Source organism: Chromobacterium alkanivorans (assembly GCF_016937655.1).
In the GTDB taxonomy this organism is placed as follows: domain Bacteria; phylum Pseudomonadota; class Gammaproteobacteria; order Burkholderiales; family Chromobacteriaceae; genus Chromobacterium; species Chromobacterium alkanivorans.
Map to the genome: position 1 here is coordinate 117,320 of NZ_JAFHKL010000002.1, position 24,793 is coordinate 142,112.

At 65.6% G+C, this 24,793-nt stretch carries 23 protein-coding genes; 8 read left to right on the plus strand and 15 right to left on the minus strand.

The window, feature by feature from the left end; genetic code table 11:
• Positions 1-39 precede the first annotated feature (39 nt).
• Together JW897_RS04280 and JW897_RS04285 are read right to left on the minus strand one after the other, a co-directional pair.
• Positions 40-1,659 (minus strand): NAD(P)/FAD-dependent oxidoreductase, encoded by a 1,620-nt coding sequence (locus tag JW897_RS04280; RefSeq protein WP_205465266.1) that lies wholly within the window; start codon positions 1,657-1,659, stop codon positions 40-42.
• Positions 1,660-1,880: 221 nt separating this feature from the next.
• Complete coding sequence (locus tag JW897_RS04285) at positions 1,881-3,482, minus strand: methyl-accepting chemotaxis protein (RefSeq protein ID WP_240352083.1); 1,602 nt, start codon at positions 3,480-3,482, stop codon at positions 1,881-1,883.
• 306 nt (positions 3,483-3,788) lie between these two features.
• Here JW897_RS04285 and JW897_RS04290 point away from each other — a divergent pair, with 306 nt between their 5' ends.
• The 5 genes from JW897_RS04290 to JW897_RS04310 all read left to right on the plus strand — a co-directional run bounded on the left by JW897_RS04290 (position 3,789) and on the right by JW897_RS04310 (position 9,028).
• Positions 3,789-5,210 carry an efflux transporter outer membrane subunit gene (locus JW897_RS04290; protein WP_205465267.1) on the plus strand — a complete coding sequence of 474 codons (1,422 nt, stop codon included), beginning with the start codon at positions 3,789-3,791 and terminating at the stop codon, positions 5,208-5,210.
• Positions 5,207-5,722, plus strand: coding sequence for a MarR family winged helix-turn-helix transcriptional regulator (locus JW897_RS04295; protein ID WP_205465268.1), 516 nt, complete (start codon positions 5,207-5,209; stop codon positions 5,720-5,722). The genes JW897_RS04290 and JW897_RS04295 overlap by 4 nt, the downstream gene beginning before the upstream one ends.
• Positions 5,709-7,859, plus strand: coding sequence for an FUSC family protein (locus JW897_RS04300; protein WP_205465269.1), 2,151 nt, complete (start codon positions 5,709-5,711; stop codon positions 7,857-7,859). Before JW897_RS04295 ends, JW897_RS04300 begins: the two co-directional genes overlap by 14 nt.
• Positions 7,849-8,046: a DUF1656 domain-containing protein gene (locus tag JW897_RS04305; RefSeq protein ID WP_019100681.1), complete on the plus strand. Its 198-nt coding sequence runs from the start codon at positions 7,849-7,851 to the stop codon at positions 8,044-8,046. The genes JW897_RS04300 and JW897_RS04305 overlap by 11 nt, the downstream gene beginning before the upstream one ends.
• Before the next feature lie 124 nt (positions 8,047-8,170).
• Positions 8,171-9,028, plus strand: coding sequence for an efflux RND transporter periplasmic adaptor subunit (locus JW897_RS04310; protein WP_205465270.1), 858 nt, complete (start codon positions 8,171-8,173; stop codon positions 9,026-9,028).
• A 64-nt stretch (positions 9,029-9,092) separates the two neighbouring features.
• On the opposite strand, the gene ypfJ is transcribed toward JW897_RS04310, so the two are convergent.
• From ypfJ to JW897_RS04355, 9 genes are all read right to left on the minus strand, one after another.
• Positions 9,093-9,947 carry a KPN_02809 family neutral zinc metallopeptidase gene (gene ypfJ / locus JW897_RS04315; protein WP_205465271.1) on the minus strand — a complete coding sequence of 285 codons (855 nt, stop codon included), beginning with the start codon at positions 9,945-9,947 and terminating at the stop codon, positions 9,093-9,095.
• Positions 9,948-10,275: 328 nt separating this feature from the next.
• Complete coding sequence (locus JW897_RS04320; RefSeq protein WP_048414496.1) at positions 10,276-10,788, minus strand: phosphatidylglycerophosphatase A family protein; 513 nt, start codon at positions 10,786-10,788, stop codon at positions 10,276-10,278.
• On the minus strand, positions 10,772-11,719 hold the full coding sequence (thiL, locus tag JW897_RS04325) for a thiamine-phosphate kinase (RefSeq protein WP_205465272.1): 948 nt from the start codon (positions 11,717-11,719) through the stop codon (positions 10,772-10,774). The genes JW897_RS04320 and thiL overlap by 17 nt, the downstream gene beginning before the upstream one ends.
• 81 nt (positions 11,720-11,800) lie before the next feature.
• Positions 11,801-12,247, minus strand: a complete 447-nt coding sequence (nusB, locus tag JW897_RS04330) for a transcription antitermination factor NusB (protein ID WP_048414494.1) — start codon at positions 12,245-12,247, stop codon at positions 11,801-11,803.
• A gap of 66 nt (positions 12,248-12,313) precedes the next feature.
• Complete coding sequence (gene ribH / locus JW897_RS04335; protein WP_205465273.1) at positions 12,314-12,784, minus strand: 6,7-dimethyl-8-ribityllumazine synthase; 471 nt, start codon at positions 12,782-12,784, stop codon at positions 12,314-12,316.
• Positions 12,785-12,863: 79 nt separating this feature from the next.
• A complete protein-coding gene (gene ribBA, locus JW897_RS04340; protein ID WP_205465274.1) occupies positions 12,864-13,970 on the minus strand; it encodes a bifunctional 3,4-dihydroxy-2-butanone-4-phosphate synthase/GTP cyclohydrolase II in 1,107 nt (368 codons plus the stop codon).
• A 182-nt stretch (positions 13,971-14,152) separates the two neighbouring features.
• Entirely contained in the window at positions 14,153-14,815 is a 663-nt protein-coding gene (locus tag JW897_RS04345; RefSeq protein ID WP_338030549.1) for a Dph6-related ATP pyrophosphatase, read from the minus strand.
• A complete protein-coding gene (locus JW897_RS04350; protein ID WP_048414491.1) occupies positions 14,812-15,429 on the minus strand; it encodes a riboflavin synthase in 618 nt (205 codons plus the stop codon). The genes JW897_RS04345 and JW897_RS04350 overlap by 4 nt, the downstream gene beginning before the upstream one ends.
• A gap of 97 nt (positions 15,430-15,526) precedes the next feature.
• On the minus strand, positions 15,527-17,791 hold the full coding sequence (locus tag JW897_RS04355) for a TonB-dependent hemoglobin/transferrin/lactoferrin family receptor (protein WP_205465275.1): 2,265 nt from the start codon (positions 17,789-17,791) through the stop codon (positions 15,527-15,529).
• A 112-nt stretch (positions 17,792-17,903) separates the two neighbouring features.
• Between JW897_RS04355 and JW897_RS04360 the strand changes: the two genes are divergently transcribed.
• From JW897_RS04360 to JW897_RS04370, 3 genes are all read left to right on the plus strand, one after another.
• A complete protein-coding gene (locus JW897_RS04360) occupies positions 17,904-19,514 on the plus strand; it encodes a peptide chain release factor 3 (RefSeq protein WP_019102237.1) in 1,611 nt (536 codons plus the stop codon).
• 20 nt (positions 19,515-19,534) lie between these two features.
• Entirely contained in the window at positions 19,535-20,401 is an 867-nt protein-coding gene (locus JW897_RS04365; protein WP_053077380.1) for a mechanosensitive ion channel domain-containing protein, read from the plus strand.
• 97 nt (positions 20,402-20,498) lie between these two features.
• On the plus strand, positions 20,499-21,143 hold the full coding sequence (locus JW897_RS04370) for a TetR/AcrR family transcriptional regulator (RefSeq protein WP_019102235.1): 645 nt from the start codon (positions 20,499-20,501) through the stop codon (positions 21,141-21,143).
• A 217-nt stretch (positions 21,144-21,360) separates the two neighbouring features.
• Here the strand turns inward: JW897_RS04370 and aroF are convergent, their stop codons facing one another.
• From aroF to pheA, 4 genes are all read right to left on the minus strand, one after another.
• Positions 21,361-22,377 carry a 3-deoxy-7-phosphoheptulonate synthase gene (gene aroF, locus JW897_RS04375; protein WP_205465276.1) on the minus strand — a complete coding sequence of 339 codons (1,017 nt, stop codon included), beginning with the start codon at positions 22,375-22,377 and terminating at the stop codon, positions 21,361-21,363.
• 22 nt (positions 22,378-22,399) lie between these two features.
• Entirely contained in the window at positions 22,400-22,969 is a 570-nt protein-coding gene (locus tag JW897_RS04380) for a hypothetical protein (protein WP_205465277.1), read from the minus strand.
• Between the two features lie 54 nt (positions 22,970-23,023).
• Positions 23,024-23,605, minus strand: a complete 582-nt coding sequence (locus JW897_RS04385) for an LOG family protein (protein WP_205465278.1) — start codon at positions 23,603-23,605, stop codon at positions 23,024-23,026.
• Positions 23,606-23,685: 80 nt separating this feature from the next.
• Positions 23,686-24,759 carry a prephenate dehydratase gene (gene pheA, locus JW897_RS04390; protein WP_205465279.1) on the minus strand — a complete coding sequence of 358 codons (1,074 nt, stop codon included), beginning with the start codon at positions 24,757-24,759 and terminating at the stop codon, positions 23,686-23,688.
• Positions 24,760-24,793 lie beyond the last annotated feature (34 nt).

A 24,793-nucleotide genomic window follows, 5' to 3' on the forward strand; every position in this document is an offset into this window, starting at 1 on the left:
TGCGGAGGAACGGAGGCTTAGGGACGCTGCGCAGTTTTGTTAGCGGCGTTCGGCCAGAATGGCCTGGGCCACCGCCTCCGCCACCTTGATGCCGTCCACCCCGGCGGACAGAATCCCCCCGGCGTAGCCGGCGCCCTCGCCGGCCGGGTACAGGCCGCGCACGTTCAGGCTTTGGCAATCCTCGCCGCGGGTGATGCGCAGCGGGGAGCTGGTGCGGGTTTCCACCCCGGTCAGCACCGCGTCGTGCATATCGTAGCCGCGAATCTTCTTGCCGAACTCCGGCAGCGCTTCGCGCATCGCCGCGATGCAATAGTCCGGCAAGGCCGCGGCCAGATCAGTCCAGTGCACGCCGGGCTGATAGGATGGCGGCACCGAACCCACCTGGGTGGACGGCCTGCCGGCCAGAAAATCGCCCACCAGCTGCGCCGGCGCTTCGTAAGTGGCGCCGCCCAGCACATAGGCGCGGCTCTCCAGCTCGCGCTGGAAGGCGATGCCGGCCAGCGGGTCGCCCGGATAGTCGTCCGGGCTGATGCTGACCACCAGGCCGGAGTTGGCGTTGCGCTCGGCGCGCGAATATTGGCTCATGCCATTGGTCACCACCCGGCCCTCTTCCGAGGTGGCGGCCACCACCTGGCCGCCCGGGCACATGCAGAAGCTGTACACCGCGCGGCCGTTGCTGGCGTGATGCACCAGCTTGTAGTCCGCCGCGCCCAACAGCGGGTGGCCGGCGTACTTGCCCCAGCGCGCCTTGTCGATCAGCGTCTGCGGATGCTCGATGCGGAAGCCCACCGAGAACGGCTTGGCCTCCATGTACACGCCGTGGCCGTGCAGCATCTCGAAGCTGTCGCGCGCGCTGTGGCCCAAGGCCAGCACGATGTGGTCGGCGCGGATCTGCTCGCCGCTGGCCAGAGTCAGGCCGCGCGCCGTTTTGCGGCCGTCCGGCCCTTCTTCCATATGGATGTCGGCGACGCGTTGCTGGAAACGGATTTCGCCGCCCAGTTCCTCGATTTCGGCGCGCATCTTCTCCACCATGCTCACCAGGCGGAAGGTGCCGATGTGCGGCTTGGCCACGTAGAGGATTTCCTCGGGCGCGCCGGCCTTGACGAACTCGGTCAGCACCTTGCGGCCCAGGTGGCGCGGGTCCTTGATCTGGCTGTAGAGCTTGCCGTCGGAGAAGGTGCCGGCGCCACCTTCGCCGAACTGCACGTTGGATTCGGGGTTCAGCACCTTGTTGCGCCACAGGCCCCAAGTGTCCTTGGTGCGCTCGCGCACTTTCTTGCCGCGCTCGAGCACGATGGGCTTGAAGCCCATCTGCGCCAGCAGCAGCGCGGCGAAGATGCCACAGGGGCCGAAGCCCACCACCACCGGGCGGCGCTCCAGGTTTTCCGGCGCCTGGCCCACATAATGGTATTGGGTGTCCGGCGTCGGCATCACGTGCTTGTCGGACTTGAGGCGCGCCAGCAGCCGGGCCTCGTTGGCCACGTCGATGTCGACGATGTAGGCCAGGTTCATCATGCCCTTGCGCGCGTCGTAGCTGCGCTTGAAGATGACGACCTGGCGGATGTCCTGCTCCGACACGCCCAGATAGGCCGCGATCGCGGCGTTCAGTTCTTCCGGGGCATGGTCCAGCGGCAGTTTCAATTCGGTAATGCGCAACATCTTGAATTCCAGTACGGGTTGGTGTCTATTCAACGAGGCGGTATTGTAGCGGCAAACCGCCCCCGCCCCTATCGTTGCACGCAAACTTCCCGCAAGAATCTGTTCACTGCCTGCCCCGCGCCGGCGATGCCGCGTGGAAAACCGCGGCGAAACGTCCATCCTCCCTTGGCCAAAGCCGCTTCCCCTTCCCCGGCCGTTTCGCCCTGCCGCGCTCCGGCCCGCTACACCTGGAAGCCCGCCACCGTCTGGCGCAGGCCCCCGGTCACCTCGTCCATGCTCTGGATGCCGCTGGACGCCTGGGTGGCGGCGGCGGCGTTGCCGGCGGCCACCTGGGCGATCTGCTCCACGTGGCGGGCGATGTCCTGGCTGGCCACGCCTTGCTCCTGCAGCGCATGGGAGATATCGCGCACCACTTGCACCACCTGGCCGGCGCTGCCGCGTATCTGCTGAATCATCTCCCCGCCCTGCTCGGCCAGCGCCAGCCCGGCGCGCACCCGCTCCACGGTCTGGCTCATATTGGCGCGCGACTGATCGGAGCTCAGCTGGATCTCGTCTATCATGCCGGCGATCTCCTCGGTGGCCTGGGCGGTGCGTTCGGACAGTTTGCGCACCTCGTCCGCCACCACCGCGAAACCGCGGCCGGTTTCGCCGGCGCGCGCCGCCTCGATCGCCGCGTTCAGGGCCAGGAGATTGGTCTGATCGGCAATGTCCTTGATCACCTGCATGATGCTGGAGATGGTGGCGGTCTTGTCCGCCAGCGCCGAGATCGCCCCGGCGGTCAGGTCCACCGTCTCGCTGATGCCCTTCATCTCCGCCACGGCCTTGGCGATCACTTCGCCGCCCTCGTCCGACAGGCTGCCGGACTGCTGCGACACCTGGCGCGCGTCCTGCGCGTATTGCGAGATGTGGTTGATGCTCACCGTCAGCTCTTCGATCGACGCCGCCATCGAAGTGGCGCTCTCGCTTTGCTGCTGGGAGTTGTCCGCCACCGCCTGCGCGCCGGTCACCACCTCCTCGCTCAGCCGCCCCAGTTCGCCGGCGCTGGCCACGATGTCGGCCACCATCTGCCGCAAAGCCTGCTGCATATGGGCGATATTGGCCATCAGGCTGTCCGCGTCGCCCGCCCGCACCGGCACCGGCACATCCAGCCGCCCGCCGGCGATTTCCCGCACCACGGCCGCGGTCTGCGCCGGCTCCGCGCCCAATTGCCGCATCACGCTGCGGAACAGCCACCAGCCCAGGCCGCCGCACACCGCGGCGATCAGCAGCACCTGGACCGCCACGCCCAGCAATTGCACGCGCAAGGCCGCCCAGACGTCGTCCATATACAGGCCGGTGCCCACCACCCAGCCCCAGCGCGGGCTGGACTGCAAATACGCCAGCTTGGGCTGCGGTTCGGCCGAGCCCGGCTTGTCCCAGACGAATTCCGCGAAGCCCTTGCCCTGCCCCTGCCTCAGGGTCTGGTCGAACTTGTCGCCCAGGCTGCTGCCGCTGGAATCCTTGACCGCGTGCATGTCCTTGCCCACCAGTTTGGGGTTGACCCCGTGCGCCAGCCAGACCAAGCCCTTGTCCAGCGTGAAGAAATACTCCTTGCCGGCGAAGCGCAGCCGGGTCAGGGCCAGCAGCGCCTGGCGCTGCGCCTCCGTCTCCGGCAAGGCGCCGGCCGCCGCCTGCTCCTCGTAATTGGCCACCAGACTCAGGGCGTTTTCCACCTGGCCGCGGATCAGATCCTGCCGGTCCGCCATCATTTGCTGATGCATGCTGCGCAGCACCAGGCCGCCCAGCAGACAAGTCAGCGCGATCACGCTAAAAATCAATAACAACAAACGCTGCTTCAAGGAAAGGCCCGCTCGCATGATGTCTCCAAAAATCGCCGACGATGCGGCAAACCGAATCGCGGGCTCGCGGCGCGGTCCGGTTTATCCGCCATGTTTATTAAGCAAACCCAAATAATACACTCGTCATTACTCTGTCGCCCATATTTAATGACATGCGCTTGACTTGGGTCAGCCGCAAGCGCAGCGGCCGGAGGCCGGGCTCCCGTCCTTCAGGCGCCTCGCCTCGAAATTTGTTTTACAAATGTAATATCAACAAATAAAATGTACACAGATGTAAAACAGGATATCCAGATGAAGCCGTTTCCCGCCACCCTCGCCCTTGCCGGCGCGCTCCTGCTCAGCGCCTGCGCCCAGATGGACGCCGTCAAACCGCAGTCCCAGCTCAAAACGCCGCCCGCCGTGAACGCGCCGTGGTCCGGCATGCCCGCCGCGGCCTGGTGGCGGCAATGGAAAGACCCTCAGCTCGAGCGGCTGATCCGTCAGGCGCTGCAGGACAACCCCGGCTTGCGCGGCACCGAGGCGCGGCTGCGCCAAGCACAGGCGCTGGGCGAGGTCAGCGCCGCGGCCACCCAGCCGCAAGTCAACGCGCAATGGCAAAGCACCCGGCAGCTGCACGCGGAAAAAAATCTGGTGGCGCCGGCGGGCCACGGCAACTACGACTGGCAGACCCGCGCCGCCGTCAACCTCAGCTACGATCTGGACGCGTGGGGACGGGAACGCCAAGCCTTGTCCGCGTCGCTCAGCGACGCCCAGATGGCCGCGGCCGACGCGCGGCTGAGCGCGCTGAATCTGGAAACCGCCGTCATCCGCGCCTATCTGCAGCTGGCCGAGCAATACCAGCAACGGGACCTGGCGGCGGCGGCGCTGCAACAGCAGCAGGCGCTGCTGGAGCTCAGCCTGCGGCGCAAGGCCGCCGGTCTGGCCGCCCAGCCGGAAGTGGAGCAGCAGCGCGGCCGGCTGCCGCCCGGCCGCGTCCAGCTGCAGCAGATAGACGAACGCATCGCCACCCTGGGCAATCAGCTGGCCGCGCTCTGCGGCCAAGCGCCCGACGCCGAAAACCGCCCGCGACGCCCCGCGCTGCGGCTGGACCAGGCCTTGGACCCGCTCGCCGCGGTGCCGGCCCAATTACTGGGCCGCCGGCCGGACCTGAGCGCGCAGCGCTGGCGGGTGGAGGCCGAGGCCGCGCGCATCCAGGTCGCGCGCGCCGCCTTTTACCCCAACATCAATCTCAGCGCCTTCGCCGGCTATCAGGCGATAGGCTTTGCCGACCTGCTGTCTCCGGCCGCCGCCCTGCGCGGCTTCGCGCCGGCGATCAGCCTGCCGATATTCGAGGGCGGGCGCCTGCGCGGCCAGCTGCGCGCCCAGACCGCCGCCTACGACCAGGCGGTGGAAAGCTACAACGCCGCCTTGATCAACGCCTTGAGCGAAACCGCCAGCGCCATCGTCCGCGCCCGCTCCGCCGAACAGCAGAGCCGGCAGGCCGAGCAGGCGCTGGACGCCGCCGGCCGCGAACTGGCGCTGGCGGAGCAGGCATACCGCGCCGGACTCAACGACCAGAGCGCGGTGCGACAGCTGCGGCTGAGCGAACTGTCCGCCCGGCAGAAACGCGCGCAGGCCCAAGCCCAGCGCCTGGACAGCTACGCCGCGCTGATGGCCGCGCTGGGCGGCGGCATCGAATCCCCAACCCCCATCGCCGGCGGAGAAGCCCAATGAGCCACTTCGAAGAAACCCGCAAACGCCTGCTCCGCGTCAAGACCAGGATTCCGGAATTTCCGCTGTCGCTGCTGACGCTGACGCGCTTGAACTACCACGTGCAAAAACGCATTCAGGACCTGACCAACGCCGCGCTGCGCAAGCACGGGCTGACCGAAAGCAGCTATTTGGTGCTGGCGGTGCTCTACGGCTCCGAACAAGAGACGATGACGCCCGGATCGCTGGCGGAAACCTGCTCGCAAAAACCGGCCAATATGACCCGCATCTGCAACGATCTGGAAAAACAGGGCCTGATCCGCCGCGGCGGCCTCAGCGACGACCGCCGCGCGGTCGCCGTCACCCTCAGCGAGACCGGCCGCGAGCGCATCCGCGCGCTGCTGCCCGATGTCTGGGGCAATCTGGGCAATACCTTCGCCGGCTTCAGCGACGAGGAAATGCGCCAGCAGGAACAGTTCTACCTGCGGCAGCTCGGCAATCTGAACCAGGCGGAGCCCGGCGATGGCCGCGGCTAGGCTGGCCGGCTGGCGCCCGCTGCTGAGCCAGGCGCTGCGCGGCGGCTTCCACGACTGGCTGCGGCTGGATGGCGAACGCTGGATCTTCATCCTCAAGACGCTGCTGGCCGCTTTCGCCGCGCTGTGGCTGGCCTTCCGCCTGGGCTTCGATTCGCCGGGCACCGCGCTGATCACCGTGCTCATCGTCAGCTCGCCGCAAAGCGGCCTGGTGCTGGAGAAAGGCTTTTACCGGCTATTGGGCACGCTGGCCGGCAGCGCGGCGGCGCTGGTTCTGGTCGGCATGCTGGCCTCGCAGCCGGTGCTGCTGCTGGCGGCGCTGTCGCTGTGGGTGGGGCTGTGCGCCGGCTACGCCACCCTGTACCGCAACTCGCGCTCCTACGGCTGCGTGCTGGCCGGCTACACCGCCTGCATCATCGCCTTGCCGGCCATAGGCCAGCCGCTGGCGGTGTTCGATCTGGCGGTGACCCGGGTGTCGGAAATCTCGCTGGGCCTGATCTGCAGCGCGGTGGTCTACGACATCGTGTTTCCGCGCTACCAGGCCGATCAGGTGATCAGCACCGTGCGCGGCCGCTATCTGCGCTTCACCCTGCTGTGCCAGGACGCGCTGGCGCAAAAGCTGCACGCCCGCGATCTGGAGCAGGCCCAGCTCAAATTCGCCGCCGACATCGCGGCGCTGGAGGCCGGCCGCGCCACCGCCTTCTTCGAAGCCGGCCATGTGCGTTCGCGCAGCAATCAGTTGCACGCCTTCAACGCCACCTTCATGGCCGCGCTGACCACCTTCCACACCCTGCATCGACAAATGGAGCGGCTGCGCCGCGACGCCGATTCGCCGCTGCCCGGCCTGCTGCTGCCGCTGTTCGCCGAAGTGGCCGCCATGCTCAGCGAAGCCGACGGACCGGCGCGCACCGCCGCCGAGGCCAAGGGCACCGTGGCGCAACTGGGCCGGCTGCGCGCCGGCTGGCCGCGCCGCGTCGCCGCCGCGCGCGAACAATTGCGGCAAGGGGAAGAAGCGGAACGCTGGCGCATAGACTTCGACACCGCCACCGAGCTGCTGACCCGCTTCATCGAGGAAATGCACGCCTTCGCCGGCGTCTACCACGGCTTCGCCAGCAAAACGCCGCAGCAGATCAGCGCGCTGGCCGCCTACACCCCCGGCACGCCGCTGCCGGTGGCCGTCGCCGGCGGCCTGCGCGCGGCGCTGACCCTGGGCGCACTGTCCGTCGCCTGGTACTGGCTGGCCTGGCCCAGCGCGCTGGAAGCGGTGTTGCTGGCCACCGTGCTGTGCTGCCTGGCCGCGTCCTCGCCGCGGCCGGTGCTGATGGTCAAGCAATTCCTCACCGGCTTCGCGCTGGGCACGCCGCTGGCCTACGCCTGCATGTTCTGGGTCTTGAGCCAGACCGACGGTTTCCCGCTGCTGGCGGCCGGCATGCTGCCCTTTCTGGCGCTGGGCTGCTATCTGAAATGCCTGCCCAAATACGCCGGCGTCGGCGCCGGCATGACCATCGTGCTGGCGCACGCCATCAGCCCGCAGAACCATATGAACTACGACGTGGTCTCCTTCCTCAACGGCAGCATCGCCCGCATCCTGGGGCTGGCGTTGTCGGCGGCCTTCTTCCAGCTGGTGCTGCCCGAACACACCATGGGTTCGCCGCGCCACATCGCCGCCGCGCTGTGGCGCGAAGCGCGCCGCGCCTGCGACGCCAAGCTGCCGCACCTGAAGCAGCGTTACGAAAACCGCATCCGCGACCTGCTCAATCAACTGAACACGCTGAGCCCGGCCCAGGCCGAGCTGAAGCAGGCGATCACCAGCCAGGCCATCACCCTGCTGGAGCTGGGCCTGGCGGTGATCAATCTGCGCGCGCTGACCGCGGAATCGCCGTCGGCGCAGCTGCGCGCCGACCTGGAACACGCGGTGACGCAGCTGGCGCGCTATTTCGCCGCGCCGTCGCCGGAACGGCTGCAGCAAGCCATCGCCACCATGCGCGCGACCGGCCCGACGCTGCGCGTCCATCTGGCGCTGGCCGAACCCGAACGCGCCGCGCGGATTCAGCGCGCGCTGGCCGATCTGCACCTGATCCACACCTCATTGCTGGACGTGGCCGAAGCCGCCGCGCAAGGAACTGACCATGACTCGTGAAATCGCCGTGTTCGGCATCCTGATCCCCACCCTGCTGCCCTTGTTCCTGTTCAGCCTGCTGTGCCAGGCCGGGCTGGACTGGCTGCTGGGCCGGGCCGGCGTCTATCGCCGGGTATGGCATCCGGCCCTGTTCCGCCTCAGCCTGCTGATCTGCGTGTTCAGCGGCCTGGCGCTGCTGCTCTACTGAACGCGCCTCCGGCCCCTGCGAGAGTCCGCTCCATGTCCGCCGCGCGCCGCGAAGCCTTGCCGGTCCGTCTCGCTCCGCCGCGAGGCCTTGGACCAACCCTGAAACACCATTTCGGATAATCAATATGCGAATCAACACCCTCATCCGCTATCTGATCACCTTGCTGCTGCTGGCGCTCGCCGTCTGGCTGGGCAAGGCGCTGTGGGACCACTACATGCATTCGCCGTGGACCCGTGACGGCCGCGTGCGCGCCGATGTGATCACCCTCTCCTCCGACGTGGCCGGCCTGGTGACCCAGGTGGCCGTCAAGGACAATCAGCCGGTGCGCAAGGGCGACGTGCTGTTCACCGTCGACCGCAGCCGCTACGCGGCGGCGCTGGCCCAGGCCGAAGCCGCGCTGGACGGCCAGCGCACCGAGAAAAACCGCCGCGGCAAGGAGGCGGCGCGCCGCGACGGCCTGGACAGCGCGGTGGTGTCCGCCGAGAACCGCGAAACCGCGACCTTCGCCGCCGCAGCAGCCGGCTCCCAATACCAGGCGGCGCTGGCGGCGCGCGACCTGGCCCGGCTCAATCTGGAACGCACCGTGGTGCGCGCCCCGGCGGACGGCTACGTGACCAACCTCAACGTCCATGTCGGCGACTTCGCCGCCGTCGGCGCGCCCAAGCTGGCGCTGATAGACCGCAACTCCTACCGCGTGGAAGGCTATTTCGAGGAAACCAAGCTGCCGCTGCTCAAGCCCGGCGCCAAGGTGGAAATCACCCTGCTCAGCGGCGGTCCGACGCTGCGCGGCCACGTCGCCAGCATCGCCCGCGGCATCACCGACCGCGACGCCGGCACCGGCCGCGAGTTGCTGGCCGACGTCAACCCCACTTTCAACTGGGTGCGGCTGGCGCAGCGGGTGCCGGTGCGCATCGAGCTGGACGAACTGCCGTCCGAGCCCTTGCTGGTGGCCGGCACCACCTGCACCGTGGTGGTGCGCTGAGATCGCCGCGACAATGAAAAAAGGGGCCTAACGGCCCCTTTCTCATTCCTCGATTGAACAATTTTCACAAACGCCGCGCGCGGAAGGTGTCGCACTGCGCCATGTCTCCGCTGTCGAAGCCGCGGCGGAACCAGCGCACGCGTTGCTCGCCGCTGCCGTGGGTGAAAGAGTCCGGCATCACTTCGCGGCCGGCCGAACGCTGCAGGGCGTCGTCGCCTATCCTGGCCGCGGCGTTCAGCGCCGCCTCCAGATCGCCCGGTTCCAGAATCCGCCGCGCCTGGTCGGCGTGACGCCCCCATACTCCGGCCAGACAGTCCGCCTGCAACTCCTGACGCACCGACAAGGCATTGGCTCGCCGCTCGTCGCTGCGCGCCATTTCCTCGTCCACCTTGGCGGAGATGCCGAGCTGATGCTGGACATGATGTCCGACTTCATGCGCGATCACGTAAGCCTGGGCGAACTCGCCCGGCGCGCCCAGCTCGCGGCCCAGGGTCCGGAAAAACGACAGGTCGATGTAGATTTTCTCGTCGCCGGGACAGTAGAACGGACCGATGGCCGCGTCGCCGCGGCCGCAGGCCGTAGGCGTCGCGCCGCTGAACATCACCAGCTTGGGCGGACGGTAACGCTCTCCCCGGGCTTCGAACAAAGGCCGCCACACGTCTTCGGTGTCCGCCAGCATCACGCGGATGAACTTGGCGTCGCGATCGTCCGGCGCGCTGGCCCTGGCCGGCGCCTGCTGCTCGGCCGCCGGCTCCATCTCGCTGATCAGATTGATCACCGTCATCGGGTTGACGTCGAAAACCAGCCAGGCCACCAGGCCGATCAGCACGGCGCCGACGCCTACCGCCCCGCCGCCTCTGCCGCGCTCGCCGCGGCGGTCTTCCACATTATCGCTTTCCCGGTTTCCATCCCAACGCATGTCCCATCTCCGCAGGCCAAATCATCGCTTGCCCATGCCTGACCGCCGCGGCCGCCAGCACATGGGCATTTAAAAAATCGACATGGTACGCGCTTGAACTGGAGCCGGCCAGCCGCCGCGTCGTCACGCTCTCAGCGCCCGCGCCAGGACCAATCGCCGACGCGCAGCAGGTCGTAAACAGCTTCTTAGAGCCTGTTCAAAGTCTCGCGAGCTAAAGCGAGACAAGGCGAAAACCGCTGAGAAAGCGGAATGTACGCGTGGTACATGAGCATTTCGAAGCGGGTTTCAACGCTGTATCGCCGCAGCGCAGCAGATCGTAAACAGGTTCTTACAGCAAGCGCCAGATTCCCCACTGCACCGCCAGCGCGAACAGAGCCGCCAGCAGGTCGTCCACCATCACGCCGAAACCGCCGCCCACATGACGGTCCAGCCAACGTATCGGCCAGGGTTTGAGAATGTCGAAAAAGCGGAACAGCGCAAAAGCCAGCAGCCAGGCCAGGGGCGTGGCCGGCGCGAAGGCCAGCACCAACAGCATGGCGACGATCTCGTCCCAGACGATGCCGCCGTAGTCGTGCACGCCCAGCGCCCGGCCGCTGTAGCCGCAAATCCAGATGCCGGCGACGAACAGCGGCAGGCACAGCGCCGCCAACGCCAGGCCGTGCACGCCCAGCGCGTTCAGGATGAAGAACAAGGGATAGGCGGCCACCGTGCCCCAGGTCCCCGGCGCCTTGCGCGCCAAGCCGCTGCCGAAGCCGAAAGCCAGGAAATGGGCGGGATGGCTCAGTACGAAACGCCAGTCCGGTTGCAGCTTCAGGGTTTCCGTCTCATTTGAAATGGTCATAGCCGGTGCTTTCCAGTTGAATGATGTTGCCGTCGCCGTCCAGCAGGCTGACGCCCTGGCCGGCCGCGATGCGGCCGATGCGGCTCAGCCGGCAGCCCGCCGCGGCGCAGGCCTCTATCTGGACCCGGCGCGCGGCCGGCGCGGTGAATACCAGTTCGTAATCGTCGCCGCCCGCGGCCAGGCAATCCAGCCATTGCCCGCGCGCGGCCTCCGCCAGCGGGTGCGACGGCAAGGCCTCGGCCCACACTTCCGCCGCCACTTGCGAGGCGGCGGCGATATGGCCGAGATCCGACAGCAGGCCGTCGGACACGTCGGCGGCGGCGTGCGCCAGCGGCAGCAAGGCTCGTCCCAGCGCGATGCGCGGCTCGGGGTATTCCAGCTTGCTCCAGGCCGCCTCGCGCAAGCCGTCCGGCAGCGGCGCGATCCGGCCCAGCCGGCTGCGCACCGCCATCGCCCCCAGGCCCAGCTCGCCGCTGACCCAGACGTCGTCGCCCGCGCGAGCGGCGGCGCGACGCAGCGCCTGGCCGCGCGGCGTCTCTCCGCCCACGGTCACGGACAGCGTCAACGGACCGCGCGTGGTGTCGCCGCCGATCACATCCACCCCGTGCCGTTCCGCCAAGGCGAAAAAGCCTCGGGAAAACCCGGCGGCCCAGACCTCGTCCATCGCCGGCAAGGCCAGCGACAGCACCACCCAGCGCGGCGCGGCGCCCATCGCCGCCATATCGGACAGATTCACCGCCAGCGCCTTGTGGCCCAGCGCCTCCGGCGCGACGTCGGCGAAAAAGTGCCGCCCTTCCACCAGCATGTCCACCGAGACATGCAGATCGCAGCCCGGCGTCGGCCGCAGGATGGCGGCGTCGTCGCCGACGCCCAGGACCGCGCCGCCGGCCGGACGCGTGAAATAGCGGCGGATCAATTCAAATTCGTTCATCACGATCTTTCTGTTCGGCCGATGCAAAAACACCCGCGGCCGCGGGTGTGTTCTGAATCTGACGGCGCCGGCGACAAAGCCTCAGTTCTGGCGACGCGCCTTTTGCGACGCCACTTCGTCAGCGCGCACTTCGGCGGCCAGCTTGTCCAGCACGCCGTTGACGAATTTATGGCCGTCGGTGCCGCCGAAGGTCTTGGTGATTTCGATGGCTTCGTTGATGATCACCGGATACGGGGTTTCCGGGTGCTGGGTCAGTTCCAGCGCGGCCATCAACAACACGGCGCGTTCCACCGGGCTGACTTCGTCTTCGGCGCGCTCGTAGTAGCGGCCGATCTGATTGGACAACGCGCCCACGTCTTTCAGCACGCCGTACAGGATCTCGCGGAACAAGGCTTCGTCGGCCTTGGCGAAGTATTCATTCTCGCGCAGGTGCTTTTCGATCAGGGAGGCCGGACGGTCCGGGTTCAATTCCCATTCGTAAATGCCCTGGATGGCAAATTCGCGGGCGCGGCGGCGAGCGGTTTTCATAGAGGTGTTCCTTGTAAAGAGCGGGGAACCGGGCAAGCCCGGCTCCGGTATCTTGGCGGGAGCCGATCAGCCGCGCAGGATGCGCTTGCGCAGATTCACCATCTCCACCGCCACGGCAGCGGCCTCGCGGCCTTTGACTTCCATGCGCACTTCGGCCTGCTCGTCGGTTTCGGTGGTCAGAATCGCGTTGGCGATCGGGATGTCGAAGTCCAGGCCAACGCGGGTCACGCCTTCGCCGGATTCGTTCGACACCAGTTCGAAATGGTAGGTTTCGCCGCGGATCACCGCTCCCAGCGCCACCAGCGCGTCGAAGCGGCCGCTCTTGGCCATGGTCTGCAACATCAGCGGCACTTCCAGCGCGCCCGGCACCGTGGCCAGGGTCACGTCCTCTGCGGCCACGCCCAGCCGAGCCAGCTCGCACAGGCAGGCGTCGCGCAAGCCTTCGCAAACCGGGGTGTTGAAACGCGACATCACAACGCCGATTTTCAGGCCCTTGCCCGTCAGATCGGGTTCTATACGCTGGATAGCTTGAAGCATCTTGTTCCTCGCGGCGGAATCACTACGGAAAACCGGAGATTCTACCTCAATCCCCGGGCCTTAGCCATTGCGCCGCCGCTCATTCCTCGTCCACGTGGAAGGCGTGCGGCTGGCAAAAGCCGGTCACTTCCAGATCGAAGCCGGTCATGGACGGCAGGCTGACCGGGGCGGTCATCAGCTTCATCTTGCCCACGCCCAACGCCTTGAGCATTTGCGCGCCGATGCCGAAGGTCTTGCTGTCCCAACGCTGCTTCTGCTGCTCCAGACCCAGCGCGCGCTGCGCCAAGTCCTCGCCGGTTTCGTCGCGGTACAGCAGCACCACCACGCCGTGGCCGGCTTCTTCTATCATTTCCAGCGCATTGGGCACGGTCCAGGAGTGCTGGCTGCACAAGGGCGCCAGCACGTCGATCACCGACAAGGGCTCGTGCACGCGCACCAGGGTTTCGCGCTGCGGCTGGATCTCGCCCTTGACCAGGGCCAGATGGGTGGCGCGGGTGGTGATGTCGCGGAACACGTGCAGTTCGAAAGCGCCGAACGGGGTGTCCACCGGCCGCTGTCCCACTTTTTCCACCAGCGATTCGGTGCGGCTGCGGTACTGGATCAGGTCGGCGATGGTGCCCACCTTCAAGCCGTGCTCGCGCGCGAACTCCACCAGCTCCGGCAAACGCGCCATGGTGCCGTCGTCGTTCATGATTTCGCAGATCACGCCGGCCGGCTCCAGGCCAGCCAGCATCGCCAGATCGCAGCCGGCTTCGGTATGGCCGGCGCGGATCAGCACGCCGCCCTTTTGCGCCTTCAGCGGGAAGATGTGCCCCGGCTGCACCAGGTCCGCCGGCTTGGCCAGACGCGCCACCGCGGCTTGCACGGTGCGGGCGCGGTCAGCGGCGGAAATGCCGGTGGTCACGCCTTCGGCGGCTTCGATGGACACGGTGAAATTGGTGCTGTACGGCGTGCCGTTGTTGCTGACCATCAGCGGCAGGTTCAGCTGCTGGCAGCGCTCCTCGGTCAAGGTCAGACAGATCAGGCCGCGGCCGTGCTTGGCCATGAAGTTGATCGCCTCCGGGGTGACGAACTCCGCCGCCATCACCAGATCGCCTTCGTTCTCGCGGTCCTCGGCGTCCACCAACACCACCATCTTGCCGGCCTTGATGTCGGCGACGATGTCCTGAATCGGGGAAATAGTCATACCATCTTCCTTTGTAAGCACTTGTTTTTTGGCGCGGGCGCCGCCCGCCTGAATTCATTATCGGAACCTGTTCAAAGTCCCGCGGGCCGGAGCGAGACAAGCTGAAGAAGCGGGCGCACCAGCATTCCAAGCCGTATCGCCGCGCCTCGCCTCACGAAGCGCAGCGGACTTTGAACAGGTTCTCAGCCGGGCAACAGGTCCAGGCTGACATACTCTCCATGGCGGTGGATCTCGCCGTCGCGCAGACGCAGGGGCCGCGCGAACAAGGGGCCGTCCGTCGCCAGGGTGTGAAACTCGCCGGCCTCGGCGCAAGGGTCCAGGCCTTCCGCCAGCATCCGGTCCACCAGTTCGTGGCTCAGTTCGCGGCCCAACCACTGCTCGCTCGCCAGCCGGGTGTTCACCACCACGATGCGGGCGCTGAAGCCCGCGTCGATGAATTCCCGCACCAAGGCGGCGCGCGGCTGCTGCCACAACGGCAGCCATGCCTGCAGGCCGGCCGCGGCGCAGACCTTCTCTTCCCACTCGCGGTGGGCGTCCAGATCGATGTCGCCGAACACCACCGCCTCGCAACCGTCGGCGCGGGCCTCGCCCAGCCGGGCGATGAACTCGGCCTCGTAGCCGGCCCAGCTCGCGCGCCCCACCCGCAAGGGCAGGCCCAGCGCCGCGGCCTGCAGCGCCAGCACTTCCGGGCGCAAACCGTGCGAGCGCGAACGCTCGCCGCTCTCGTCCGCCATCGTCAGCAAGGCTTGCGGGCTGGCGCCGGCTTGCACCGCGCGCCACAGCGCCAGGCAGGAGTCCTTGCCGCCGCTCCAGGAGGCCAGCACGCGCCGGCCGGCCAGGTTCACGCCGCGGTCCCGCGCTGGGCCAGCACCCGTTCCACCGTCTCCACGATGGCCTGGGTCTGCGGGTCCACTTCGATATTGATCAGATCGCCCACTTTGCGCGACTTGATGATGGTGCGCTCCAGGGTTTCCGGAATCAGGTGTACGCAGAAGCGATTGTCCGCCACCTCGCCTATGGTCAGGCTGATGCCGTCAATACCGATATAGCCCTTGGCGAACACGTATTTGATGTGTTCCGCCGGCAATTCGAACCAGACGGTGCGGTTATTGGGCAGATCGATCACCCGGGCCACCTTGGCCAGGCACAGAATATGGCCGGACATCGCATGGCCGCCGATCTCGTCGCCGAAGCGCGCGGCGCGCTCGATATTGACCAGATCGCCCGTTTGCAGCAGGCCGAGGTTGGTGACGCGCAGGGTTTCACGCATCAGGTCGAAGGAAACTTGATCGCCGTTGACGGCGGTGACGGTGAGGCAGCAGCCGTTGTGGGCCACCGAAGCGCCCAGCTCCAGGCCGGGCAGTAATGCGGCGGGCAAGCGCAGCGTATGGGTGCGGAAGTCCTGCTTCTCCGTGATGGCGATCACTTCCGCCACCCCTTGGACGATACCGGTAAACACGAAGACGCTCCTTTGCTAGGGATTCGGAGCGCCATTGTAACGCAAGGAGGGGCGCGCGGCCCCTCCTGGTCTCAAATCAAACGCAAGCGGAGTTCGCTCAGAAACGCCAGGACACGCTGGTGCGGATCGCCCGACCCATGCCTTCCGCGCCTTCGGTCAGATAGGGGGTGTACTCCCGATTAAACAGATTATCCACCGCGGCCCGCACCTCTACCCCCTTAAGCTTGCCTGCCGGCTGCCAGCTGGCAAACAGTCCGGCCAAGGCGTAGCCATGTTGCGGGGCAAAGCCATACATCACTTCTGGATTGACCGCTTGCGGAACCCTATCCTGAGCGCGAACGAACTTGCCCTGCCCGCCCACGGTAAGCCCAAGTTTCCGGAAGGTATGCCCGAAAGTCAGCACCGCCTTGCGCGGGGGGATTTGCACCATAGGCTCGGACTTGCCCCAGGGGTCACGCAAACTATGCGCATGCTGGCCCGTCATGGCCGACAAGGAGAGGCTGCCGAACCAGCCGCGCCACTGATAATGGCTATCCAGTTCAAAGCCCTGAATGACATAACCCGGCAGGTTACGGTAAAAGCCGGTGCCTTTCGGCGGTTCAACACCTGGCGCGTCGCCCGTTCGCTTATTGCCTAGGCGCATCCAAATATTGTCATGCACGTTTTGCTGGAACCAAGCCAAAGAAGCAGACAGCCGATCACCCTTTGCAAGCACTCCCACTCCATCAAAACTTACGCCCAGACGTAAAGCATCAAGGGTTTCGGGTTTCAGTTGACGGCTGGTGCCAGATAGGTTGGAGCTCCTGGTCTGAACATGGTAGACCTCGTCCACATTAGGCGCGCGCCAGGTATGGGCATAGGCCGCATCCACCGTCCAACTTGGCGCGAACTGCCAGGCCAGCGCCAGACGCGGCGACCAGCCGGCATAACTGACAGGCCGGTAGTCATGCCCAGCCGACGCGTCGCTATAAATCGGCGCCAGGTTGGGACGCCCCTGCAACTGCACATGGTCATAGCGCAGCGACGGCATAATTTTCAGCTCCGCCAATGGTCGCCACTCATGCACCCAGTACGCGGAACGCATGGTCTCCTTGCCTTTGGAGGAACCATAAGGATTGATCCAACCATAGTTGTAATCGGCGTTTTTAGCCTGAGGCGCCAAATAAGTCAAAGGGTCCCAATCTTTCTGAGACCAGCTGACGCCCGTGGTAATCGTTTGGCTGGTCCAGCCCTCGCCTATATTGGCGACATTACGAAACTCCAGCGTCTTGTCACGCTGCGTCACCCAACTTTCCTGGCCGTAAGAGTTGCGAAAATCAACCTTCCAGGCGCTCTCCGGTCGACGGTCATGTTGAAATCGCCGAGACTGGCTATAAGTCAATTGCCAATCCAGCCACGATAAATCAGGACTGGCATAGCTCCACTCGGCGCTCACGGAGTCAACATCCTGCTCACGCCACACTGTTTTCTTCAGCCAAGCTTCTTCTAGGCCCAACTTCTGGATTTCCCATTCGGTAGGCGCGGGAATATCGCCTCCGCGCGCTGCCCATGGGGTTCTCAACTGCTCACTTTGCTGAACAAAACCCAGCTTGAACTGATGCCCGGTCGCCGGCCGCCAAGTCAGCTTCAACATCCCGGAGCGCTGAGAGCCTCCCGAGAAATGGTATGGGCGGCCATTTGCCTGCTCGCCATCTCCCCCGCGGCTGTGCGTGATGTAAGCCAACAAATCCAGCGGCTTGCCCGCACCGCCCGCATACGCCGCCACGGACTGACCAAAACGATGACCGTTATCCTGGTAAGACAGCTTGGCGAAACCGCCTACCGATTTACCCGGCAACAACAACTCGCGTACCGTCTTGGTTTCTGCCTTGACCACACCGCCAAACGCGCCATTGCCGTAGAACGGCGAATGCCCGCCCTTCAGCACCTCAACCGAGCCCAACAGCTCAGGATCCACAAAGGATGTACCCTGCTGATATTTATCAAAATTCTGGGCAGTGCCATCCAACGTAACCGGAACATGCTCAACAGCGTCAAAACCCCAGACATTGATGGTCTGGCCGCCGGGCCGCGGCGAACCACCGGCGTTGACGCCGGGCAGCGCGTCCAGCACTTCGGCCAGCGAGCGGGCTTGCGGCCGCTCGATTTCCTCGCGATCCAGCTTATTGCTGCCTACCCGCGCCTGCGGGCCGTCGGCGGTGACGTGGACGGTGTCCAGGCGCGCCGGCGCCTCGGCGGCCCAGACTCCGGGCGCGGCCAGGCAGGCCAGGCTCAGGACAAGCGCCTTGGGGCGGAAACGCGGCGGATTTTGGGCAAGAGAAATGGAATCAGGGCAAGACGGGGAAAGGTAGCAGCCAAGCATCACGGTTTTGTTTTATTAATGATAATCATTCTCAATATTAACATAAAACTTCCACCTTAAGGCAAGTCCGGTAAAATAGCCGGCTTTATCGAATTCCAATACAAGCATCCCCATGTCCGCCGAACTCGCCCGCATCGCCGAAGAAGTGTCCCACCGCCGCACCTTCGCCATCATCTCCCACCCTGACGCCGGTAAGACCACGCTGACCGAAAAGCTGCTGCTGTTCTCCGGCGCCATTCAGATGGCCGGCACCGTCAAGGGCAAGAAAGGCGGCAAGTTCGCCACCTCCGACTGGATGGAGATCGAGAAGCAGCGCGGCATCTCGGTGGCGTCCTCGGTGATGCAGTTCGAGTACCGCGACCACACCGTCAACCTGCTGGACACCCCGGGCCACCAGGACTTCTCCGAAGACACCTACCGCGTGCTGACCGCGGTGGACAGCGCCTTGATGGTGATCGACGCCGCCAAGGGCGTGGAGGAGCAGACCATCAAGCTGCTGAACGTCTGCCGGCTGCGCAGCACGCCCATCGTCACCTTCATGAACAAGTACGACCGCGAGGTGCGCGACAGCCTGGAGCTGCTGGACGAGGTGGAGAGCGTGCTGAAGATCCGTTGCGCGCCGATCACCTGGCCCATCGGCATGGGCAAGGCCTTCCGCGGCGTTTACAGCCTGCTGAACGACGAGGTCATCCTGTTCGAACCGGGCGCGGAAAAACTGATCACCGACGTGGAAGTGATCAAGGGCATAGACAACCCGCGCCTGGACCAGCTGTTCCCGCTGGAAATGGAACAACTGCGCATGGAGATCGAGCTGGTCAAGGGCGCGTCCAATGAGTGGAATCTGGACGAATTCCTGGCCGGCGAGCTGACGCCGGTGTTCTTCGGCTCCGCCATCAACAACTTCGGCGTGCGCGAAATCCTGGACGCGCTGATCAACTGGGCGCCGGCGCCGCAGCTGCGCGACGCCACCGTGCGCGAAGTCGCGCCCACCGAAGGCAAGTTCTCCGGCTTCGTGTTCAAGATCCAGGCCAATATGGACCCCAAGCACCGCGACCGCATCGCCTTCCTGCGCGTGTGCTCCGGCCAGTTCGAGCGCGGCATGAAGATGAAGCACCTGCGCCTGAACCGCGACATCGCCGCCTCCAGCGTGGTGACCTTCATGTCTCACGACCGCGAGATCGTGGAAGAGGCCTTCGCCGGCGACATCATCGGCATTCCCAACCACGGCAACATCCAGATCGGCGACAGTTTCTCCGAAGGCGAGGAGCTGACCTTCACCGGCATCCCCTTCTTCGCGCCGGAACTGTTCCGCGGCGTGCGCATCAAAAACCCTTTGAAGCTGAAGCAGCTGCAAAAAGGCTTGCAACAGCTGGGCGAGGAAGGCGCGGTGCAAGTATTCAAGCCGCACAGCGGCGGCGACCTGATTCTGGGCGCGGTGGGCGTGCTGCAGTTTGAAGTGGTGGCCTCGCGACTGGCGGCCGAATACGGCGTGGACGCGGTGTTCGAATCCGCCAGCATCTGGTCGGCGCGCTGGTTCAGCTGCGACGATCGCAAGAAGCTGGACGAGTTCGTCAAGGCGCTGCAGATCAACATCGCCACCGACGCCGGCGGCAACCTCGCCTACCTGGCCCCCAACCGCGTCAACCTGCAACTGACTCAGGAACGCTGGCCGGACATCGTATTCCACGAAACCCGCGAACACGCGGTCAAACTCAACGACTGAAGCTGAAACCGACCCACGCCATGGAGCCCAAGGCCACCCTGTTCGACTTGATAAGCTATCTGCGCGACAACTACTCGCACGAGATAGCGCGCTCGCTGATCCTGATCGCCGCCCTGCTGATCATCCGCCTGGTGGTGGACCGGCTGCTGGCGGCCAACAACAGCATAGCGATCGAGTCGAAACGGCGCTGGTCGGTGAACACCCGCAACATCCTGTTCGTCTCCGGCCTGGCCGGCATCGGCCTGATCTGGGCCAGCGAGCTGCAAACCATCGCGGTGTCGATGCTGGCCTTCGCCGCCGCGCTGATCCTGGCCACCAAGGAATTGATCATGTGCCTGTCCGGCGGCCTGGTCCGCCAGACCTCCAACAGCTACAGCCTGGGCGATCACATCGAAGTGGGCGCGGTGCGCGGCCGGGTGGTGGACATCGGCCTGCTGTCCACCACGGTGATGGAGATCGGCCCCAACCACAGCTCGCACCAGATGACCGGACGGGCGCTGACCTTCCCCAACAGCCTGCTGCTGTCCACGCCGGTAATACGCGAAAACTACATGGGCGACTACGTGATGCACATCGTCAACGTCCCCATGGCCTACACCGTGCCGCCCATCCGCGCCGAGCGCCTCTTGATGGCGGCGGCGGAAGAGTCCTGCCAACCGCATCTGGAAGTGGCGCGCCAGCACATGGAAGACATGGCCAAGCGCAATCTGGTGGACATTCCGTCGGTGGAGCCGCGCATCGCGCTGCAACCGGTGGACGAAAAACGCTATCAGTTGATCTTGCGCATCGCAATTCCGGCCCGCGACCGGCATCGTATCGAACAGACCATCTTGCACAATTTTCTGGCGCAATGCTTTCCGGAGCAGGACGCCGCCGCCCTCGCCTGAGACGACGGGCGGTCCGGGCGCAAATAATTAGAGCAAGAACTCCAAATTTGCGTTAGAATGGCGCATCGCGAATGTCATTGAACAGCCCAAGCGCATCATGAGCAAAAACAGAATCAAAACCTACGACCGCATCATCCAGGAGAGCCTCAAGCTGTTCAATGAACAGGGCGAGCGCAGCATCACCACCAATCACATCGCCGCGCACCTGGGCATCAGTCCGGGCAATCTGTACTACCACTTCCGCAACAAGGAAGAGATCGTCTACCAGATATTCCTGATGTACCGCGAGTTCATCAATCAGCGCCTGGCGGTGCCGGAAAACCGCGAAATGACGGTGGACGATCTGGTCAACTACCTGGACACCGCCTTCCTGGCGATGTGGCAGTTCCGCTTCATGTTCTACGACCTGCCGGGCATGCTGGCGCGCAACCCGCAGATGCAGTCGGAGTACCACCAGTTCGTCAACACCGAGCTGAAGAACATCCTGGCCGAGCACTTCCGCGAATTCATCCGACTGGGCCTGCTGGAAATGGACGAAGAAGACATCGAGCCGGTCAGCATCAATATCTGGCTGGTGGTCAAGTTCTGGTTCGCCTTCGAGCAGACCGCGCGCCCCAAGGCGCCGATCACCGAGGAGTCCGGCCACCGCGGCGTGCTGCAGGTGCTGGCCCTGCTCAAGCCCTATGTGCAGGACCAATACATGGGCGCCTTCCGCGCGCTGTGCGAGCGTCACAAGGTGTGATTCGCTGACATCCGGAAAAAAACAAAGCCGCGTGACGCGGCTTTTTTCATGTCCCCCTTCAGAACGTGTTTAGGATCTCGCGAACTGGAGCGAGACAAGGCCTTGCGGCTGAGGTGGAATGCACACAGGGTATATGAACATTCCGAAGACGGTTTCAACGCCCTTTTCTATCCATGCTGCCGACGCGCAGCAGATCCTAAACGGTTCTTAAGTCTGACTACAGGCTGCGCCCCAAGGCCGTCGCCAAGGGCCGCAGTTCCGCCATCAGCGCGGCCAGCCCTACCGGCGTCAAGGCCTGATCGGCCTCGCACAAGGCGGCCTCCGGCTGCGGATGCATGTCCAACAGCAGGCCGTCGGCGCCGGCGGCCAGGGCGGCCTTGGCCAGCGCCGGCACCAGCCAGGCCTTGCCGGCGGCGTGACTGGGGTCGACAATCACCGGCAAATGGGTTTCGCGCTTGAGCAAGGGAATCGCGCTGACGTCCAGCGTGGCGCGATAGGCCGGTTCGAAGCTGCGGATGCCGCGCTCGCAGAACACGATATTGTGGTTGCCGCCGGCGGCGATGTACTCGGCGGCCATCAGCCAGTCCCCCAAGGTCGCGGCCACGCCGCGCTTGAGAATCACCGGCTTGTTCAAACGCCCCACTTCTTTCAGCAATTCGACGTTCTGCATGCTGCGCGAGCCAATCTGGATGATGTCCACGCCCTGCTCTAGAAACACGTCCAGCATGCGCACGTCGGCCAGCTCCGACACCACCGGCAAGCCTTCGGCGCGGCCGGCGGCGATCAACTGCTCGATGCCCTCGACGCCCAGGCCCTGGAAACCGTAAGGACTGGGGTGCTGCTTGAACACCCCGCCGTGCAACAGCCGGCAGCCGGCGCTGCGCGCCGCCGCCGCGGCCTGCGCGATCTGCTGCGCCGACTCCACCGCCGACGGCCCGGCGATCACCTGCAAGGCTTCGCCGCCGAAGGCCAGGCCCCGCGCCTGCACCACGCTGTTTTGCGGATGGGTTTCGCGAGACACGATGCGGTACTCGCGCACCACCCGCATCGCCCGCTCCACCCCCGGCATTGATTCGAACATTTCCGGCGACAGGCTGCGTTCGTCGCCCACCGCGCCTATGATGGTGCGCTCCGCGCCGCGCGACACATGCTCGCTGAGCCCCGCGCCTTGGATCTTGGCCACCACGGCGGCCACTTCGCTTTCCGGCGCCTGCCGGTTCATGATGATGATCATCCGCTATCCCGTTCAAAACCCTTCACGACCGCCTGCGCCAACGCCCGGCCAAGCGCCGCCCCAGCCGCGACCAGAACGACGGACGCGACGCGACGCGCCGGAAAAAACCAGCCAGCGCATGCGCCAGCCGCCACGGCGCCGAAGCGCGCAAGCGCTCGAACACGCGCTCGCGCCAGCAAACGAAGCCATTATACAGCCGCACGAACCAGGACACCCGCATCAGCGCCGGCCGGGTCAGCGCGAACAACCGCGCCGCCAGCGCGGTGCCGCCCAGCTTGGCCAGCAAGATGATCAGCAGCCCCAGCAGCGCGTGGCCGCGCCCAATCAGGAACAGCGCCGCCAGCTTGACCGGCAGCAGCAGCGCGGCCGGCAGCGCGAACATCGCCAGGGCCGCCCACGGCGGCAAGGCGGCGATGCGCCGCTCCAACGCCGCCAGCGGCGGCCATGCCGCCAGCCGCCCCAGCGCCGCGGACAGCTCGTCCCAGGCGTACTCCTCGAACAGAATCACCAAGGCCGCCAGCAAGGCCAGCGGCCAGGTCAATATCCGTTTCAGCCGGCGCCAGCCCAGCGTCGCCGCTTCGCGCGCCCGCATCGCGTCAGCGCCCGGCCACGATCTTGCGAGCCGAGACCAGCGGGCGCAAGGCGATCAGGCCTTGGCCAGGTCCAGCCACTTGACCACCTCCCGCGGCTGATAGGCGCGCATCTCCGTCAGCAGCGCCGGCAAATCCTCGTTGATGCGGAACAGGTCCATATTGCCCGGGCGGGCGAAGCCCTCGGCCACCGCGTGCTCCATCAGCCGGTGCAAGGGCTGATAATAGCCGGCGGCGTCGAGCAGGCCCACCGGCTTGCCGTGCAGGGACAGCTGACCCCAGGTCAGGATTTCGAACAGTTCGTCGAAGGTGCCGAAACCGCCCGGCAGCGCGATGAAACCGTCGGACAACTCAGCCATCAGCGCCTTGCGCTGGTGCATGGTTTCGGTGACATGAATTTCCGTCAAACCGGTATGCGCCACTTCCTTGGCCTTGAGGAACTCCGGAATCACGCCGATCACCTTGCCGCCGGCCGCCAGCGCGGCGTCCGCGGCCACGCCCATCAGGCCGACCTTGCCGGCGCCGTAGACCAGAGTCACGCCCTGTTCGGCCAGCGTGCGGCCAAAGTCGCGTGCGGCCGCTTCGTATTCGGGCTTGGCGCCCTTGTTGGAGCCGCAAAACAGACAGATAGCTTTCATTCTTGTTTTTCCCCTAGAAAACATCAGCGTCAAAAACACAACGGGCCGCTGCGCGGCCCGCTTGCATCCTCATCCGGCGTTCAAAGCACGGCGAGCGGATAAGAACCCAGCACCTTGACGAAGGAAGTGCACTCGGCGAGGCCAGCCAGCGCCTGCTGCACATTGGCGTCGTCGCGGTGCCCTTCCATATCGATGAAGAACACGTAGTCCCACAGCCCGGCGCGCGACGGCCGCGACTCGAACTTGCTCATCGACACCCCGTTGCCGGCGATGGGCGCCAGCAACTGGTGGACCGCGCCCGGACGATTGGGCGCCGACACCACCACCGAGGTCTTGTCCTGGCCGGTGGCGCCCACGTCCTGCAGCCCCAGCACCAGGAAGCGGGTGGTGTTGTTGGGCTCGTCCTCGATATTGGACGCCAGCTTCAACAGCGCGTAGCGCTCGGCCGCGGCCTGGCCGGCGATCGCCGCCGCGCCCTCGTCTTCGGCCGCCAGCCGCGCCGCCTCGGCGTTGCTGGCCACCGACACCCGCTCCACCGCTTCCGGCAGATTCTTGTTCAGCCACTCATGGCACTGCGCCAGGGCCTGGGCGTGCGCGTACACGCGGCGGATGCCGTCCATGCCCTCCACCTTGCGCAGCAAATGGTGATGGATGCGCAGCACCACTTCGCCACAAATCTTCAGCGGGCTGGTCACCATCAGGTCCAGCGTGCGGCCCACCGCGCCCTCGGTGGAGTTCTCCACCGGCGCCACCACGTAATCCAGGCCCCGCGACTCCACCAGGCGGAAGGCCTCGTCGATCGAGCTACAGGCCACCGTGCGCGCGGCGTGGCCGAAGTGCTTGAGCGTGGCCAGCTGACTGAAAGTGCCTTCCGGCCCCAGGTAGGCGATGGACAAGGGCTTTTCCAGCGCCAGGCATTCGGACATCACCTCGCGGAACAAGCGCGCCACCGATTCGCCCGGCAAGGGGCCGGGGTTCAGATCCTTGACGCGGCGCAGCACCTGCGCCTCGCGCTCGGGCCGATAAATAATGCCGCCGCCCTTGATCTCGCCGATCTCGCGCGCATGGGTGGCGCGCTGATTCAGCAGATTGAGGATTTCCACATCGATGTTGTCGATGGCGTCGCGATGCTGTTTAAGTAAATGTTCCGACACGGCTTCCAGTCTTTCTCTATTGCATACATCCTGT